Annotated in this window: 13 protein-coding genes; 6 read left to right on the top strand and 7 right to left on the bottom strand. The window is 61.1% G+C overall.

Features of this window, described 5'->3' with window-relative positions; all coding sequences use genetic code 11:
- Positions 1–11: 11 nt before the first annotated feature.
- Both P9292_RS09340 and P9292_RS09335 read right to left on the bottom strand, forming a co-directional pair.
- Positions 12–1,367: a TAXI family TRAP transporter solute-binding subunit gene (locus P9292_RS09340; RefSeq protein WP_244830774.1), complete on the bottom strand. Its 1,356-nt coding sequence runs from the start codon at positions 1,365–1,367 to the stop codon at positions 12–14.
- Between the two features lie 127 nt (positions 1,368–1,494).
- A complete protein-coding gene (locus P9292_RS09335) occupies positions 1,495–2,352 on the bottom strand; it encodes a hypothetical protein (RefSeq protein ID WP_309958658.1) in 858 nt (285 codons plus the stop codon).
- 157 nt (positions 2,353–2,509) lie between these two features.
- Here P9292_RS09335 and P9292_RS09330 point away from each other — a divergent pair, with 157 nt between their 5' ends.
- Entirely contained in the window at positions 2,510–3,472 is a 963-nt protein-coding gene (locus P9292_RS09330; RefSeq protein WP_309958657.1) for a D-2-hydroxyacid dehydrogenase family protein, read from the top strand.
- Here the strand turns inward: P9292_RS09330 and P9292_RS09325 are convergent, their stop codons facing one another.
- Positions 3,473–3,892, bottom strand: a complete 420-nt coding sequence (locus P9292_RS09325; RefSeq protein WP_309958656.1) for a hypothetical protein — start codon at positions 3,890–3,892, stop codon at positions 3,473–3,475.
- Positions 3,893–4,047: 155 nt separating this feature from the next.
- Here P9292_RS09325 and P9292_RS09320 point away from each other — a divergent pair, with 155 nt between their 5' ends.
- Complete coding sequence (locus P9292_RS09320) at positions 4,048–5,199, top strand: peptidyl-alpha-hydroxyglycine alpha-amidating lyase family protein (RefSeq protein ID WP_244830769.1); 1,152 nt, start codon at positions 4,048–4,050, stop codon at positions 5,197–5,199.
- Positions 5,200–5,202: 3 nt separating this feature from the next.
- On the opposite strand, the gene P9292_RS09315 is transcribed toward P9292_RS09320, so the two are convergent.
- Positions 5,203–7,188: an MFS transporter gene (locus P9292_RS09315; protein WP_309958655.1), complete on the bottom strand. Its 1,986-nt coding sequence runs from the start codon at positions 7,186–7,188 to the stop codon at positions 5,203–5,205.
- Positions 7,189–7,442: 254 nt separating this feature from the next.
- Here P9292_RS09315 and rtcA point away from each other — a divergent pair, with 254 nt between their 5' ends.
- From rtcA to P9292_RS09300, 3 genes are all read left to right on the top strand, one after another.
- Entirely contained in the window at positions 7,443–8,468 is a 1,026-nt protein-coding gene (gene rtcA, locus P9292_RS09310; RefSeq protein WP_309958654.1) for an RNA 3'-terminal phosphate cyclase, read from the top strand.
- A gap of 265 nt (positions 8,469–8,733) precedes the next feature.
- Positions 8,734–10,503 (top strand): bifunctional alpha/beta hydrolase/class I SAM-dependent methyltransferase, encoded by a 1,770-nt coding sequence (locus P9292_RS09305; RefSeq protein ID WP_309958653.1) that lies wholly within the window; start codon positions 8,734–8,736, stop codon positions 10,501–10,503.
- A 223-nt stretch (positions 10,504–10,726) separates the two neighbouring features.
- A complete protein-coding gene (locus P9292_RS09300) occupies positions 10,727–11,377 on the top strand; it encodes a hypothetical protein (RefSeq protein WP_250469386.1) in 651 nt (216 codons plus the stop codon).
- Between the two features lie 271 nt (positions 11,378–11,648).
- Here P9292_RS09300 and P9292_RS09295 read toward each other — a convergent pair whose 3' ends face one another.
- Positions 11,649–12,023 (bottom strand): DUF4148 domain-containing protein, encoded by a 375-nt coding sequence (locus P9292_RS09295; protein WP_309958757.1) that lies wholly within the window; start codon positions 12,021–12,023, stop codon positions 11,649–11,651.
- A 217-nt stretch (positions 12,024–12,240) separates the two neighbouring features.
- Between P9292_RS09295 and P9292_RS09290 the strand changes: the two genes are divergently transcribed.
- Entirely contained in the window at positions 12,241–13,368 is a 1,128-nt protein-coding gene (locus P9292_RS09290) for a YbdK family carboxylate-amine ligase (protein ID WP_309958652.1), read from the top strand.
- Positions 13,369–13,382: 14 nt separating this feature from the next.
- On the opposite strand, the gene P9292_RS09285 is transcribed toward P9292_RS09290, so the two are convergent.
- Both P9292_RS09285 and P9292_RS09280 read right to left on the bottom strand, forming a co-directional pair.
- Positions 13,383–14,723, bottom strand: a complete 1,341-nt coding sequence (locus P9292_RS09285; RefSeq protein WP_309958651.1) for a metallopeptidase TldD-related protein — start codon at positions 14,721–14,723, stop codon at positions 13,383–13,385.
- The gene (locus P9292_RS09280; protein WP_309958650.1) at positions 14,720–16,159 is read right to left on the bottom strand and encodes a TldD/PmbA family protein; all 1,440 of its coding nucleotides are present in this window, start codon (positions 16,157–16,159) and stop codon (positions 14,720–14,722) included. The genes P9292_RS09285 and P9292_RS09280 overlap by 4 nt, the downstream gene beginning before the upstream one ends.
- Between the last annotated feature and the right edge of the window lie 53 nt (positions 16,160–16,212).

The following is a 16,212-nucleotide window of genomic DNA, read 5'->3' as shown; positions in this document are numbered from 1 at the left end:
CGTCGAGGCTGCTAAACCTCGCTCGCGGCTTTTCGCGTGACGGCCGAAAGCCGCGACCTGACGAAGCCGATATGTTCGCGCAAAACGTAAAGCGCATCCGCATACGCAAGCGGCACTTTGAGCGTGTTCAACGACTCCTCGATGTAATCGAGTTCGACCAGCAGGCCCTTGCGCTCTTCATCGTTCGACATTCGCATGGCGCCGCGTTCGACCGCCAGCAACGCGCCGTAGTAACGATAGATTCGCGACCTCACGCGCCATCGATACAAGCCTGGCACGATCCGCAGCGCCGGAAAAATCAGCACCGCCACGGGCAGCAACAACACGAGCGCGCGATCCGCGATATTCGCAAGCCAGAACGGCAGCACGCGGTAAAAGAAGCCCTTGCCGGAATGGTAGTAACGGTTGGCGTCCTCGCTGATCGGAAACTCATGCGCGACGAAATTCGGAAACTGTCCGCCGCGTTGCAAGAGCCCGGGCTTGCCATGCACTTCCTGCGCGGCTTCGATCAATAGATCGGATAGCGCGGGATGCAGCGTTGGACGCGCGACGAGTTCGACGGTTGGCGCAACCAGATGCACGGTCTCGGACGGCACGCGACGGCCCAGATCCAGCACGCCTGGCGGCAGATCGATCTCATCGAGATAGGGAAAAACACGCGTATAAGCGCGCGCTTCCTGAAAGTCCATTACCGAGACGCCAGGTACTTTCAAGATGCGCAGCATGAGTGCGCGTGTGGCGGAGTCGCCGCTTAGAAAGACGGCATCGACCTGATTGCTGACGAGTTGCGTGGCCGCGTCCAGGCCGTCTGTTGCAAATAGCTCCGTGCTTCCACCCGGTCTTATGCCATTCGCTTCGAGCAGCTTGAGCGACAGCATGCGCGTGCCGCTGCCTTCACGGCCTATTGCAATGCGCTTGCCTTCGAGTTGAGAAAGCTGCGTCAGCCCCTTTCCGCGATAGAACACGACGAGCGGGACATACGACACGCTGCCGAGCGATATCAACGATGACGCATGCTCCTTGCTCGCCACGCCACCCTGCACGAGCGCGAGATCGATTCTCTCCTTCGGATCGAGCAGACGATGCAGGTTCTGCACCGAGCCATCCGATGGCATTACCTTGAGCGTGACGCCGTTTCTTGCGAGGATCTTCGCGTACTCTTCCGCGTAATAGTAGAACGAGCTGTCGGTTTGTCCCGCGCTGATGGTGATGGTGCGAGGCGGCGCGGGATCGAGGAGCCAGAAGACCAGCGCCCCGGCGATGGCAAGCGCAAGCACGACAGGTCCGGCAGTCCAGGTGAGATCGTGCAGTACGCTATGCGTATGTTCGTGTGGCAGGTACGGGCGCTTCGCGTCTTGCCGCTTCATGAGTGAGCGATCCTGAAGGTCCGGCAAGCACAAGCATGATTGACCATGGCGGGTCTCGTTGATGAGCGGCGTTGACCCGCAGTGTACCGCTTACAGGCGGTAAGGCATGCCCGTCATGCTCGCCGCATCACGCCCAATGCGCGGGCACCCAGAATCTGCCGACCCAGTGCGCGGGAACCCACACGGCAGGGCGCGGCGCCGGTGCGACATAAACCGTCGCTGCGGGCGGCGGCGGAGTCGCGACGACGGGCGCTGCGATCACCGTCGTAGTGCTGGCCGTTACGGTGCCACCCGTGACCACGGTAGCGCCGTGCGAGCCGCTGCTGGCCACATAAGCACCCGACGTACCCGATGTCACCACGACGCCCGGCGCGACGCTCGTAGCGCTTCCTGAGTGCGTTACGCTGCCGCCGTTCGCGGTGTTCACCGTGCCCGAGCGATTGCAGGTGTAGCCTGCGCAATTCGTGGATGCATTATGCGTCGAGGTGTTGCTGTTGGGTCCGGTCACCGACCCCGTCGATGAGTACTGGCCGACGCCGTTGCGCGTGACGGTGCTGTCGGTGGTGGTGGTCTTGCCGTTCGGCGTGGTCATGTTGCCGGTGTGATTGCAGCTGCCGCCCGCGCAGTTCGTATCGCCGGAGTGCTGCACGGATCGTCCTTCCGGACCCACGGCGGTGCCCGAGTTCGCGAACTGCCCGGTGCCGGTTCGCGTGACCGTGCCGGTGTTGGTCGCCACGCCGCCCCACGGATTCACGTAGCCGCCGGCATGCGAGCAACTGCCGCCACCGCATGAACCTGCGTGCGCGCCGTTATATTCGCCACGGCCGGTGTAGGCGGAGCCTGAGCGTGTCCAGCCCGCGAAGGCCGAGCTGCTTGCAAATGCGAGCGCCGCGGTGGTGACAATCACGAGTACATGACGCAGCGCGCGAGCAGTCGCATGCGTGCCGTATGGGTTCGATACGGTGATGTCTGATCTGCTTTTCACGGGAAGTCCCTTCGATTCGTGGGTGGCGATGCAGATCACTATAGGGAAAGCGTCTCGCGCAGTCTCTTCCAAACTTATTTCACGAGATGTCGCGCCGACGCGAAATCGCGCTTTGCGTCACACTAGGGCCTCTTCGTTAGCAGCAGAGCCATTCATCATGTCTATCGCGTCTACTTCTTCTTCGATCCGCGTCGCCATACTCGACGACTACCAAAACGTCGCACTCAAGCTCGCAGACTGGTCGCCGCTCGAAGGCCGCGCCGAGATCACCGTCTTCAACGATCACATCGCCGAGCGCGATGCCTTGCTCAAGCGCCTCGAACCCTTCGATGTCATCTGCGCCATGCGCGAGCGCACGCCGCTCACGCGCGACATCATCGAGCATTTGCCAAGGCTCAAGCTGATCGCATCGACGGGTGCGGCGAATGCATCCATCGATCTCGACGCAGCCGGGGACCGTGGCGTCGAGGTCAGGCACACGGGTTACTCGTCGACGGCCACTATCGAGTTCACCTGGGCGCTCATCCTCGCGACGATGCGCAACATTCCCGCCGAGAATCGTTCGTTGCAAAGCGGCGGATGGCAGGTTGGCCTCGGCACCGAACTCGCGGGCAAGACGCTCGGGCTTCTGGGTCTCGGGCGTATTGGTTCGGCAGTCGGCGTGATCGGCCGCGCGTTTGGCATGAACGTGATCGCGTGGAGCCAGAACCTTACCGAGGAACGCGCGCAAGAGAAAGGCGTGCAGCGCGTCGATAAGGAAACGCTCTTTCGCACCTCGGACCTGGTGTCGATTCACTTGCGGCTATCGGAGCGCACGCGGCATCTCGTGAGCGCGCCTGAATTCGCGCTGATGAAGCCGACGGCGCGGCTCGTGAATACGTCGCGCGGGGCGATCGTCGATCATGCCGCCTTGCTCGATGCACTCACGTCGAAGCGAATCGCAGGCGCGGGGCTCGACGTGTATGACGAAGAACCGCTCGCCGCGGACGATCCATTGCGCTCGCTACAGAACGTGCTTGCAACGCCGCATATCGGCTATGTCACGGAAGAGTTGTATCGCACGTTCTACAAAGACACGGTGCGCAATATCGTCGAATGGATGGATGCAACCAAGGCGTAGTCATGATTGCTTCGGCGGCTGCGGATTGCGTGCAGGGTTCGTATCGATCTTTCTGATCTCGCTGATCGCTTCGCTGTTCAGCGCGGTCAGGTCGGCTTCGAGTGCATCGGCGAGCCGCTTGTCATAGACCTCTTGCCCTTGCACATGGAAGGTGAACCACTCGATGTACTTGGCCTTCTTCACCGGGTCTTCAATGGTGTCGCGCGTCCATTGATAGAGCCGATAGTGTTCCGTTCCCTCGCGTTCCGCCTCGGCGACGTAGCCCGCGAAGGCATCGAACTGACATTGCAACTCAGCGTCATGCGTTCGCAACAGCGAAGCGAGCGGCGCGAGCGCAACGTCATCCATGTTTTGGCGAGCCTTCGTCGCATAGTCCGGCGCGAGCCTGATTCTTACCTGATATTGCCATGCATCGCTCATGATGCGCTTCTCCGTTTAGTCCTTTCAGATTCGAAAGCCGTTGCGCGAACCGCGTGCGCGTCTCGCTTCAAATACACTACACTTCCTCTCGCATCGTCAGAAGCTTGAAGCGACGATGCCCGTCCATGCAGGCGACGAACAAGAGGAGGGTAACGATGAGCCTTCAGCACTCGATGTTCTGCCCATGCTGCGAAGTCATGCAGCCGGGCGTCGCAAGCCGCCGTCGCTTTCTCGCGATGGCCACGCAGAGCGCAGCGGCGCTCGCACTGTTCCCGCATCTTGCTTATGCAGACGACAGTGTGCCATCTCTATCCTTCGACTCCATACCCGATCCCGTGCGCTTGCCGACCGACATGTACCTCGGCGAATGCTCGGGCGTTGCGGTCAATTCGGCGGGGCACATCTTCGTTCTTTCGCGCGGTAACAGCACAGGTCCCGCGTATGGCGCGGCGGCCGCGCAACTCCTGGAGTTTGATCGCAATGGCCGCTTCGTGCGCGAGATCGGCCACAACCTCTATGCGTGGTCGTTCGCGCATACGGTCAAGATCGACCGGCACGACAACATCTGGGTGACGGATAAAGGCTCCGACATGATCATCAAGTTCACGCCTGAAGGACGCGTGGCGATGGTGTTCGGCCGCAAGCAGGAAGCAGCGGACGAAGAAACCGCGCCGCTCAAGCATCCGAACCCGCCGCTGGCTTCGGAGCCGGGACGCTTCAGGCAAGTGACCGACGTTGCGTGGGACACGGCAGGCAACACTTATATAAGCGATGGTTATATCAACTCGCGCGTGGCGAAGGTCGATAACGACGGCAACTGGATCAAGTCGTGGGGCGAGCGTGGCAAGGCGCCGGGGCAGTTCCATACGCCGCACAGCATTGCCGTCGATGCAAACAACATGGTGTACGTCGCCGATCGCAGCAACCGTCGCATTCAGGTCTTCGACACGGAAGGCAACTTCCAGCGCCAATTCACGATCGACGTACCCGTACCGCCGGATGCGCGTCCTGCTATTGGCAACATGCCGGATGAAGCCGCGATTGCGGCGGGCACTTTCGCGCCCGGATCGCCCTGGGCCATTTGCATCTCACCGGGACCGAACCAGGTGCTCTATAGCGCCGATGCCTTTCCAGGCCGCATCTACAAGCTCTCGCTCGACGGCAAGCTGCTCGGCGTGCTTGGCCGTGCCGGCAAGCAGTTGAAGCAGTTCGGCTGGATTCACGAGATGGCGTGTCCATCGGAGAACACGCTCTTCGTCGCGGAACTGCTCAACTGGCGCGTGCAGAAGCTCGTGCTTCATGCATAGACGCTACCCTCGGTTTTGCTTGCCCCGCATCGACATGATCGGTTTGGGCAGCGGGTCCTTGCCGGTTTCACGCCATGCGCGCAGCGTATCGAGCGCGACTGAGTTGCGTACATAGCGATGCCATACGAAGGCGAGATCGAATATCAGAATGGCCAGCCACCACGCATAGAGAAACAGCAGCGCACCGATCACCACGGGCCATAACGGCTTGTTTGCGAGGTCGCCCCAGAGTCGCACGCCGACGATGAGGATTGTCATCAACGTGCCCGCTGCGACGAGCACGCGGCGTCCCCATCGCGGTTTGCGCGGCGCGAACCATCCCGTCAGTGCGACGATCAGCGCGGCCAGGGTGAACATGATTTTCCCGGTGAGCGCGCTGGGCGCATCGCCATCATGCGTGACTGGACTCGCGAGGAATTCGGCAACGCCATTCAGGATCACGAGCCAGAAGATGGCGACGCCCGCGACGAACGCAGCAAGCGCGACGAGACGCCAACGTAGCCGTGCAACCGGATGCGTGGCGCGGCTCGCCTTGACGAGCCGCGGTATGCGTGCGGCCACTGTCGTGCCCATCAGAAGACACGCGAGCGCGAACACCGAGCGCGTCAGGTATATAAACGCTGGCGCCGTGCTCGCGCCGCCCGCACCTGAGGTGGCCGTGACTGCCTTGTAGATGAAGAACACAGCCATGAGATGAAGCGCGAAGCTGAGCAGATAAGGAATCGCCGTGCCGACCATGCCGCGTAACGGCAGATTGCCCGGCGCCTTCGCGGTGTTCTTGCGCAGCACCACGTCTTCGATGAAATGGCCGAAGACATTCGAGTCCGTCCAGTAATCCGTGTGCGCCTTGCCCGGCAGCCAGTAGCGCGAGAAGCCGATGTCGTGCTTGTCTGCATCGAACTCGAAAGCCTCGCAGCCGCGCTGTTGCAGAAAGTCGCGGGCGGTATCGAGCGCGAAGCCGACCGGATCGCCGAAGTCATAGTAGTTGCGCCAGCGGATACGCGAGGGCAGTGTCAACGGCCCACCCGGACGATCGACTTGCGTGATGCACTCTCCTTGCACTTCGCTTCGAAGCTGCATGCCGTCCCAAAGTCTTGGCCACAAGAGGATGTGCTTGTCGATGGGTGAACCGATCGTCATGAAGCCGCGCAGACTCTGTACCCAGCTCGTATCGATGACTTGCTTGTGGTCTTTGGGGTCCGCTGCCGTCGGAGCGGAAAGCGCCTGCAGAATGCCCAGAAAACTGATCACCGTACCTTCGCTGTGCGCGACGATATACACCTCGGGCGGACACTGACAGCGCTCGGTGACGAGCGCGACGAGACGCTCCATCACGCGATGAAACCGGAACACGATGGTGTCGCGATGCTGCTTAAAATCCGCGACAAGCTGCACGTCGCCCACATAGTCGCGCAGCACGGGCGCTAGATCGAACTTGAAGATGCCGGCCTTCTCGGTCACGGCAAGCAGGCTTTGCATGATGGCGACGGTTTCGACCACTTCTTCCACCACACCCGCGGCGAGCGAGAAATCGGCTGGCTCCAGCTTGCGATCCGCGACGGTCAGCATGTATGCCGCCTGCGCGCGGCTCACGATGGACAACCCCCAGGCCTTGCTTTCTTCGAGCGTGTCGTCCTGTTTGACCACTTCGCGCGGGATGTCGGCCCAATACACTTCCGCGAAGCCAAGCGCGGAATAGAACTCGCGCTGCTCGGCGGTATAAGGACCGCCTTGCGGCAGATCGAGCTGGCGTACATCCACTTCGCCGACGCCCGCGATATCGAAGTATCCCAACGGCATGACGGGCAATGGCGGATCGTAGCGTGCGCCGAACTGGCTCGCGACCGAACGCACGGTATCGCTGTGCAGTTGATTGCCGATGCCGTGTATCGCCACGACGATCTTCTGAACGCGCGGCTCCATGGGGAGGTTGGTGGCTTGCTCGAGGTTGCCCGAGTCGGAGGCGGCGGGGCGTGAGGCGTCGTTCATGGGCGTCTCCTGGCGTCGGGGCGCGGGCGCTTGCTGGCTGGACGATGCGGTACGGGCTGTTGCGCCAGATGGAGATTAGTCTATTTTTGTGCGCATGGCTTAGTGTTTTGCATTTTGTGTACCGGCGTGCTGTATGTTGCACGCAAGACCAAAGGTTGTCGTGCGCACGGAGGGTTGCAGAATCACGCTCCGACAGCGGAGAATGCGTGCCGCCGGGGTTTCGGAATGAATTCTAAATACCAAGTAACAAGCAAATGATTGAACTGGATGGATCGGCCGGCGAAGGTGGCGGCCAGATTTTACGCACGGCGCTCACGCTTTCGCTTTTAACGGGGCAGCCTTTCGGGATCGGGAATATCCGCGCAAGGCGAAGTGAGCCAGGGCTGTTGCATCGACATCTCTTAGCGGTGGCGGCAGCGCAAGCAATATCCGGTGCGCAATGTTCCGGAGCAGAGGTCGGATCGCGGATGCTGATGTTCGCGCCGGGGCCGATCAAGAGCGGCGAGTACAGCTTCGATATCGGTACGGCGGAAAGCTGCACGCTCGTCTTGCAAACGATTCTGCCGGCGCTTTTATTCGCCGATAAAGCATCTACCGTGCGTATACGCGGCGGCACACACAATCCGATGGCGCCGCCCGCGCATTTTCTGCAACGCGCATGGCGTCGCGCGATGGGCGACATGGGCGCGGTCATCGACATCGAGCTCAAGCGCTTCGGCTTCTATCCGGACGGTGGTGGAGAGATTGTCGCCACGGTGCAGCCGTGCAAGGGCTTGCGTCCGTGCGAGTGGATGTCGCGTGGCGCGCTCGATACCGCGTATGCGGAGAGCTTCATCGCGGCGGCGCCCGCCGGCGTTGCGCAACATGAACTCGACGTGGTTCGTCCCGGCATGGGATGGGACGACTCGCAGCTGCTCGTGCGTGGTCTGGAAGCCGAACCGGGGCCGGGCAACGCGTTGCTCGTCACGCTCGAACATGCGCACGTCACCGAGGTATTTACGGCGTTTGGCGAACGCGCGGTATCGGCGGATAAGGTTGCGCAGACCGTGGTTCGAATGGCGGATCGCTATTTGGCATCCGCTGCGGCCATTGGCGAGCATCTCGGCGATCAGCTCCTGTTGCCACTCGCGCTCGCGGGCGGCGGCCGCTTCACGGTCGAGAAAATATCGATGCACGCAAGGACGAATGCGGAAGTCATCGAGCGCTTTCTGCCGGTGCGCTTCGAGTTCCATGAAGCCGACGATGCGACCGCATCGGTCGTCGAAGTCATGCGTCGCTGATCAGCGACGCATGTGAACGCTTCACATGCCCGAGCAACAATGCGGCGCACTTATTCGCGCGAGAGCGGCATTCTTTATGTCGATACCGCCGTGACTATTCATTCGCATGGCACTCGTCGCTATCGACAGACTTCTTACGGGCAAACATCGGCGAAAGAATACTTCAGGCGCGTATCAAACGTATTCATGCGCGGTAGCGCCGGAGTGAAGCAGGTGCATTGAACTTGCATCTGCGAGCAAATCAAACACGAAGTTAAAGAGCACTATGACCAAACGTACAATCAATGAGTCCGAATTCATCACGCACGACAGTGAGAAGCTTTTCTACCGTCATTGGCCGGCGGCGAAATCGCGTCGTCGTGGCGCAATCGTCTTGCTGCATTGCGGACACGAACATTCGGCACGCGTCGCTCATCTCGTCGATGAGCTGAAGTTGCGTGACTTTTCCTTCTTCGCATGGGACGCGCGCGGACATGGCAAGTCGCCGGGGCCACGTGGATATAGCCCGAGCGTGGCTGCGTCGGTGCGTGACCTGCAGTGCTTCATCGATCATATCCGTGATGCGCACGGCATTGCCGTGGAAGACATCGCTGTTGTCGGGCAAAGCGTCGGTGCGGTGCTTGCAGCGACGTGGGTGCATGATTACGCGCCGCCTGTCCGCTGTCTCGCGCTGGCATCGCCCGCATTTCGCATGAAATGGTATATACCGTTTGCGCGGGCTGGGTTACGGCTCGCGCACAAGCTGCGCGGCTCGTTCCATGTGAAAAGTCTAGTGAGGCCCGAGCTGCTCACGCACGATATAGAACGCATCGCGAGCTATGCGGCCGATCCGCTCATTACGCGGCCGATCGCCGTCAACATGTTGCTGGACCTGCACGATACGTCGAAGCGTATCGTCGACGATGCCGCTGCCATCACCGTGCCTACGCAAGTGTTGATTTCAGGTGCGGACCGGGTCGTGCAGCGTGCGCCGCAGGACCTTTTTTATGATCGGCTGCGTTCGGCTCGCAAAGAGCGCGTCGTGCTGCCGCGTTTTCGTCACGATACGCTAGGCGAGCGGGATCGCGCCAAGGCGCTGGAACCATTGCGCGCATTTATCTTGCGTGAATTTAATGCGCGCAGCCCGCGTGTATCACTCGTTCACGCGAACAAGCGCGGACCATTCCGCGACGAGTACGAGGCGATGCTGAAGCCTCCAACCAAGCCGTTCGAACGTTTTTATTGGTGGATGAACCGGCTGGCGCTGAGGGCGGGCGGGGCGCTTTCGGAAGGCATCGCGCTTGGTCTTTCGCTTGGGTTCGATTCGGACGCGACGCTCGACTATGTCTACCGCAACGAGGCACGTGGATGCGGTGGCATCGGACGTCTCATCGATCGCTTTTACTTGAATGCGCCAGGGTGCAAGGGTATGCGGCAGCGCAAGACGCATATCGAAGCGCTCCTGGGTCTGGCTATCGCGCGGCTGGTTCGTGAGGGCTCACCCGTGCGTCTCGTCGATGTCGCGGCCGGGCATGGACGCCACGTGCTCGACGCGATAGCAAATTCAACCGACGACGCCAACGTGACCGTCGATCGCATCGTGCTGCGCGATGTGAGTGCGATCAATGTCGAAGCGGGACGTGCTTCGATCGCACGGCGGGGACTCGAGTCGATCGCCCACTTCGAGCAAGCCGATGCCTTCGATGAAGCGTCGTTCACCACGCTCGAACCCCGTCCGACGCTTGCCATCGCGGCGGGTTTATACGAGCTTTACGGCGACAACGCGATGATCGAACGCTCGCTGCATGCGCTTGCGCAAGCAGTGCTGCCGGGCAGTTATCTCGTCTATACGGCACAGCCGTGGCATCCGCGACGCGAATTTATCGCGCGTTCGTCGAGTACTCATCGCGGTGAGGCAAGCCGGGTCATGCGGCGTCGCTCGCAGGCCGAGATGGATGAACTCGTCAGGCGCGCAGGTTTCCGCAAGCTGGAACAGCGTATCGATGAAATGGGTATTTTCACGGTGAGTCTTGCGCAGCGGGAAGCGAGGCAATGAGCGATGCGGCGGCCGCTATCGCTGCGCTGCTCCGTGCTGGCGTGGAGAGACCGTCGGCATCGTGGTGGCGTTTAGCGGACGTTGAGCGCCGTGTAAAGTCGTCGCCTAAGCTTTCTTCACGGGCTAGTGCAAGCGAACAGTGCACAATGACGCCATGAGCGCCTTTAACCGCGCGCGAACGAAGCACCGTCGCTAGACAAGACCCCTTGCCGCAGAGAGACAAATGAAGAAAGGAAAACCCAAGCTCACCCGCGACGACGCCGAGCGTCTCTTCGAAGGTCTGCCGAAATCCAGCACGAGCGAGCGTAAATCCGGCCGGCCCGAGAATCCATTCGAAGCTGGCGCGTTCGAGCCTGTCGAGCGCATCGACGAAGAAGCCAAGCTCTGGAAAGACAACCTGATCACGCTGCCGATGGCGGTCGAGTTGCCCGCTGGCTATGAATCGGTCGCACGCATGCGCGATGCGATGGCACGAGCATGGCGCCTGAGATGGGTGAGGGAAAGCGGTCACGAAATCGTGACGGAATTTCCTGAAGGATGGTCGGCGCTTCGCCCGGAGAGCGGTCCTATCGAAGTGCGAGATCCGGCGGGCGTGGTGCGCGCCGTGTTTGGTTGGGCCAAGGATGCCGAGTTGCGAATCTTGCCGCGATATTCCCTTGAATCGCAGACCAACGGTTCAAATGGGCTGGGCAGTTTGCTCGTCCGGGATCGATCGAACGGTCAAATTCTCGAAAGATCGTCGACCTGGTCCGCGCAAAGTGGCACTAACCATCCCGATTGGACACGGCTGTCGACGTGGCTCAACTCGAATTATCCATTCCATCGCGATCCTTTACGGTACTGGGCAGACTGCGAGGGCAATCTTCAAGGCTAAGACACGGCTTGGCGCTTGATCGAATTTCTTTAGGGAATATCTTGCGACCTGTACGAGCGCGTCTTGCCGTGACACGCTAAGAAAGCACGCGCTTGGCATTAAAGCCCACGCGCCAGGCAAACGGAATCAAGCTATTTCGCTTAGCGCACAAAAAGGCCCAGCCACTAAGCGCTGGGCAATCCAGTGATTGAAGGCCACCGGAGGAGGATCTTGGAGACGAGGCGCACAAGACGATTGCGCGCCAGACCTTGAACGAAAACAACTGAACAGATTAGGAGCCAAAGAATACAGGCTTCATGCCGTCGTTGGCATCCGGACGGACGGAAGCGCTGATCTTGTGTCCCACGCGAGCCACTGCATGGTCGAAATTGCGCAGCGTATGGTGTGCGCCCGAAGCCGATGTGCCATCCGCGGCGCCGCCGACATCCGTTGCGTTATTGCCTTGGGCGTTCACACGAGCTTCCGCGGCTTGAATATTGGCCGGATATTGCGTTTGATCGCCGGTGGGGTTGTCGCCGGCTTTTTCGAGTTGAACCAGTTGCGCCTTCACTTCAGCGCGAGTCACCGGCTGGTTCGTTTGAGCGAACGACGACACGGCAGGGATTGCAAGAGCAGCGGCAACGATGAGCGATTGAACGAGTTTCATGATGCTTACCTCCAGGCTTCGTTTTTGCGCAAACACCCGTTTGCGTTTCAGTGCTTGAAGTCTAGGCGGCACGTGCTTGGGAATTAAGTGCGGACTGAACAAGTAATTATTGTTAAATACGCGTTAACCCTTCAATAGCCGATGACGCCGTTGCATCGGACGCGCTCGCGTAAAATCGCCTTGCCGCCGTTCTTTCGTTCGAATGACAGGACACCCTATGTTGCAGCCGTTTGCATCATCAGAACCGTTCACGATTGGCGTCGAACTGGAAGTCCAGGTCGTCAATACGCATGACTACAACCTGACGAAGGCGACCACGGAGTTGTTGAACCGCGTTCGAGAGGAAACCTTCGCGGGGGCCATCGACCCCGAGACGACCGAAGGGATGATCGAACTCTCCACTGGCGTGTGCCGGAACTTCGACCAGGTCAGTAACGAGTTGCAGGTGCTTCGCGATACGCTCGTTCGCGCCGCCGACTTTCTCAACGTCGGCGTATGCGGTGGCGGCACCAACTTCTTCCAGAATTGGTACGACCAACGTTCCGATGGACGCGAACGCTCCGAATATCTCATGGGCTTATACGGGGCGCTCTATCAGCAGTTCACCATCTTCGGTCAGCACGTGCATGTCGGTTGCCCGGACGCCGACTCGGCGCTCGTTCTACTGCACTCGCTCTGGCGCTACGTCCCGCACTTCATCGCGCTCGCCGCTTCTTCGCCGTTCGTGCAGGGCAGCGACACGCAGTTCCAGTGCGCAAGACTCAATTCGGTCGCGCCGTTCCCCTTGTCGGGCCAGGCGCCCTTCGTGACGAAGTGGAGCGAGTTCGAACAGTACTTCGAGCGCATGACCAACACGGGTCTCGTCAAGAGTCTGAAGGACTTTTACTGGGACATTCGTCCGAGTCCTGGATTCGGAACGATCGAAGTACGCGTCATGGATACGCCGTTACGCGTGGAACGAGCCGCCGCCATCGCAGCTTACATTCAGGCGCTTTCGCGCTATCTGCTGATCGATAAACCCTTGACGCTGAGTGAACGCGACTACGAGGTTTATCGGACGAACCGGTTCATGGCTTGCCGCTTTGGTCTCGATGCAACATGCGTGAATCCGGAGACGGGGCAAAGCAAACCGATCAGAGACGACATCCTTGCCACGCTCGATGCGATCAGCGGCCACGCTCAGGCTCTCGGCGGCCAAGCAGGCCTCGAATCGATCAGGCGTGCGGTGACGAGCGGCACGAGCGATGCCGCGTGGTTGCGCCGCGTCTATGGCGCGCATGACTCCTTGCATGAAGTCGTGCGGCAGCAATGTCAGATATGGCGTGGCGCGCAGACGCTCGAATGAACTCAAGGCAATGACTAAAGCGTTAGCCTGAAACCGCGCACCAGCACTCCTGGCAATTGCAGGCCGCCTGTCGAACGTTCGCCCCACGTCGAGTCGTTCAACAGCAGTTCGGGCGTGGCGCCTATCCGGTCGAGTTCGCTTCCTAGCAGCCGATAAAGGCTGTCGTCGAAGCGCATGGCTTCGATGGGCGCGACGATCTCGCCATGCTCGACCCAGAACGTGGCAAAGCGCGTCATGCCGGTCATGCGGCAATCCATCCGGTCGGAGAAGTTCACGTACCACAGGTTGCCGACATAAAGACCGGTGTCGAGCGCGGCGAGCACGTCGCTGTCGGCGAGATCGCCGCCTTGCATCGAAAGCGATATGGGCATCTCATTCGCGGGCGCGCCGTTGGGACGCAAGCCGTATTCGCGGGCCGTGCGCGCGCTGGTGAGTTGCTGCGCGCCGCGGCCTGCTCGAATCAGCGGGACGGTCTCGCGCTCGTAGCCGTCTTCACTAAAGCCCGGTGTAATGCCAAGACCGATGTCTTCGGTGAGCGTGACGCGTTCGTCAAGCGAAGCCTCGCCGCTATTCAGGCGATGAAACTCGCTACGCGATGTTGCCTGCTTGCGTGCCGAAAACGCCGTAAAGGACGCCGTGCCGATGAGTTCGGCAAGCGCGGCCGGCGCGAGCCATGCACGATAATTCCCCGGCGCAAGCGTGCGCGCGGGCCGGGCCAACACCGGCATGCGCGCCGCGGCCTCTTCGACTTTTCTTGCGAAGACTTCGTCGCTCCATTGCTCGCCCGCGTAGGTCGTCTTGATTGCGCGTCCGCTTGCATCGTAAAGCGACCAGCTGAAGTTGAAGTTGTCGAGTTCATGCCAGCCACGGCTCCCATTCGACGATGCAAAGCCGCGCGCCATCGAACCACCGGCATAGAAGCCGACGAAGTCGAGCCGTGCCGCGCATCGTTCGACCACGCTCAAGAGCGATTCGATCTCCGGCAGCGTGCCGCGTCGTCGAGTGGCCTGGGTCCATGTCGCCGTATCGACGAGCAAATGCGGATCGGCGCTGGCGTCTTCGAGCGCGGCCCGCAGCGCGGCGAGCGTCCCGGCGATGGCTTCGTCGTCCGTATGCGCGTCGCCGCTTATCGTGAGCGTGGAATAGGCCTGGCGCTCGTTCCTGATGAGCCGCAGCGTCAACGCGCCCTGCGAGACGTGCCCGATCTGACGGACCTTGCCTGCATTGAAGCGCACGAAGTCCGATTCCTCGGCGGCAAGTGTGGTCAATGCCACTTCGCCTGTGACGAGCCGACGCTCGACGACATCCGCGAGCCGCATGAAGCGATGTTCCCAGTTTGCCGCGGCGGCCGTCATCGCGTGCCTCCGAACACATCCACGTTGCTGAACACGCATGCAGGCGATGCATGGCCCACGCGCACGATCTGCATTGGCTCACCCTTGCCGCACATTGCCGTGCCGTAGATGCCGCGCGTTGCTTCGTTGCCGACCGCGACGAGGCTGCGCCAGAAATTCGCCGAAATGCCGCGATAGCCCGGTTGGCGAACCACTTGCGTAAGCCGGCCATTCTCGATCAGTTGCCCGAACTCGCAGCCGAATTGAAACTTGTTGCGATAGTCGTCGATGGACCACGAGGTGTTCGTGCGCATCAGAATGCCCTGTTCGATGTTCGCGATCATCTCGTCGAGCGTACTCTCGCCAGCTTCGATATTGAGGTTCGCCATCCGGTCGATAGGCGGGCGGTTCCAGCTCGATGCCCGCGAATTCGCGACCCCGCCGATGCCCGCGCGTTGTTGCGAGAGCGTGCCGCCGAGCGCGCGTTCGAGCACGCCGTTGCCGATCAGATGGTGTTTGCTCGCAGCGGCGCCGTCGTCGTCGAATGCGTAGGTGGCGACCTCAGCGGCCACGCCGGGATCGAACGTCACGTTCAAGAGCGGCGAGCCGTATTGGTAGGTGCCGAAGAACTCGGGCTTCACGAAGCTCGATCCGGCGAAGTTGCGTTCGTCGCCGAGAATGCGGTCGAGTTCGAGCGGATGACCGATCGACTCATGGATTTGCAGCATCATCTGATCGGGCATGAGGAGCAGGTCGCGCACGCCGCTCGGGCAGTTCGGCGCGGCGAGAAGCGCGAGCGCTTCGTTGGCCAGCCGCTCGCCGGCGCCATCGAAAGCGAAGCGATCGAGGATTTCGACGCCGCCTTGCGCGATGGTTCCGTAATCGCCGCCCAGTGTGCGGACTTGGGTATCGCCGTGGGCGTGCGCCGCTACTGCCAATTGCGGCATGGCGAACCGGAAACGCTGCTCGATGCGAACGCCGTCGCTCGTGATCAAGGTTTGTTCGCTTTCGATGACCTGCATGGACGCGGTGCGCTCGACGATAGGCGGGTCGATGCTCGCCGCGGCGCATTCTTCCGCGAGCCGTTCAAGCCATTCGCGCCGCGCCGGCAGCGTGGCCTCGATGCCGGGCGACGCGTATTCGCCGCTTTGCGATGGACGCGCGGCGAGCCTGTGATCGACGAGCGAGACGCGTGCGCTTGCCTTGGCGCGGCGCGTGGCGAGGTCGAGCGCCGCCTGCAAGCCAGCCGGGGACAAGTCGGCGGTCGCCGCATAGCCCGCGCCGGCGCCGTGCCATGCAGTGAGCATTGCGCCGCGATCGCGCGCGGTGCGAAGTGGCTGGATCACGTCGTTGCGGACCTTGTGATCGTCCGTGCGTTCATCGACGAAGCGCACCGAGTGGAAGTCCGCTTCGCTGGAAAGGGCGCGAACGTGCTCGTCGAGTGATGGACCGTTCATATCGCTTCCGTGTTTTTACCGTCGGGTGCGCAAATGCGTGCGCAGGCAGCGTT

This window comes from Caballeronia sp. LZ001, assembly GCF_031450875.1.
Classification (GTDB): domain Bacteria; phylum Pseudomonadota; class Gammaproteobacteria; order Burkholderiales; family Burkholderiaceae; genus Caballeronia.
This window is presented reverse-complemented; position numbering and strand designations above follow the sequence as displayed.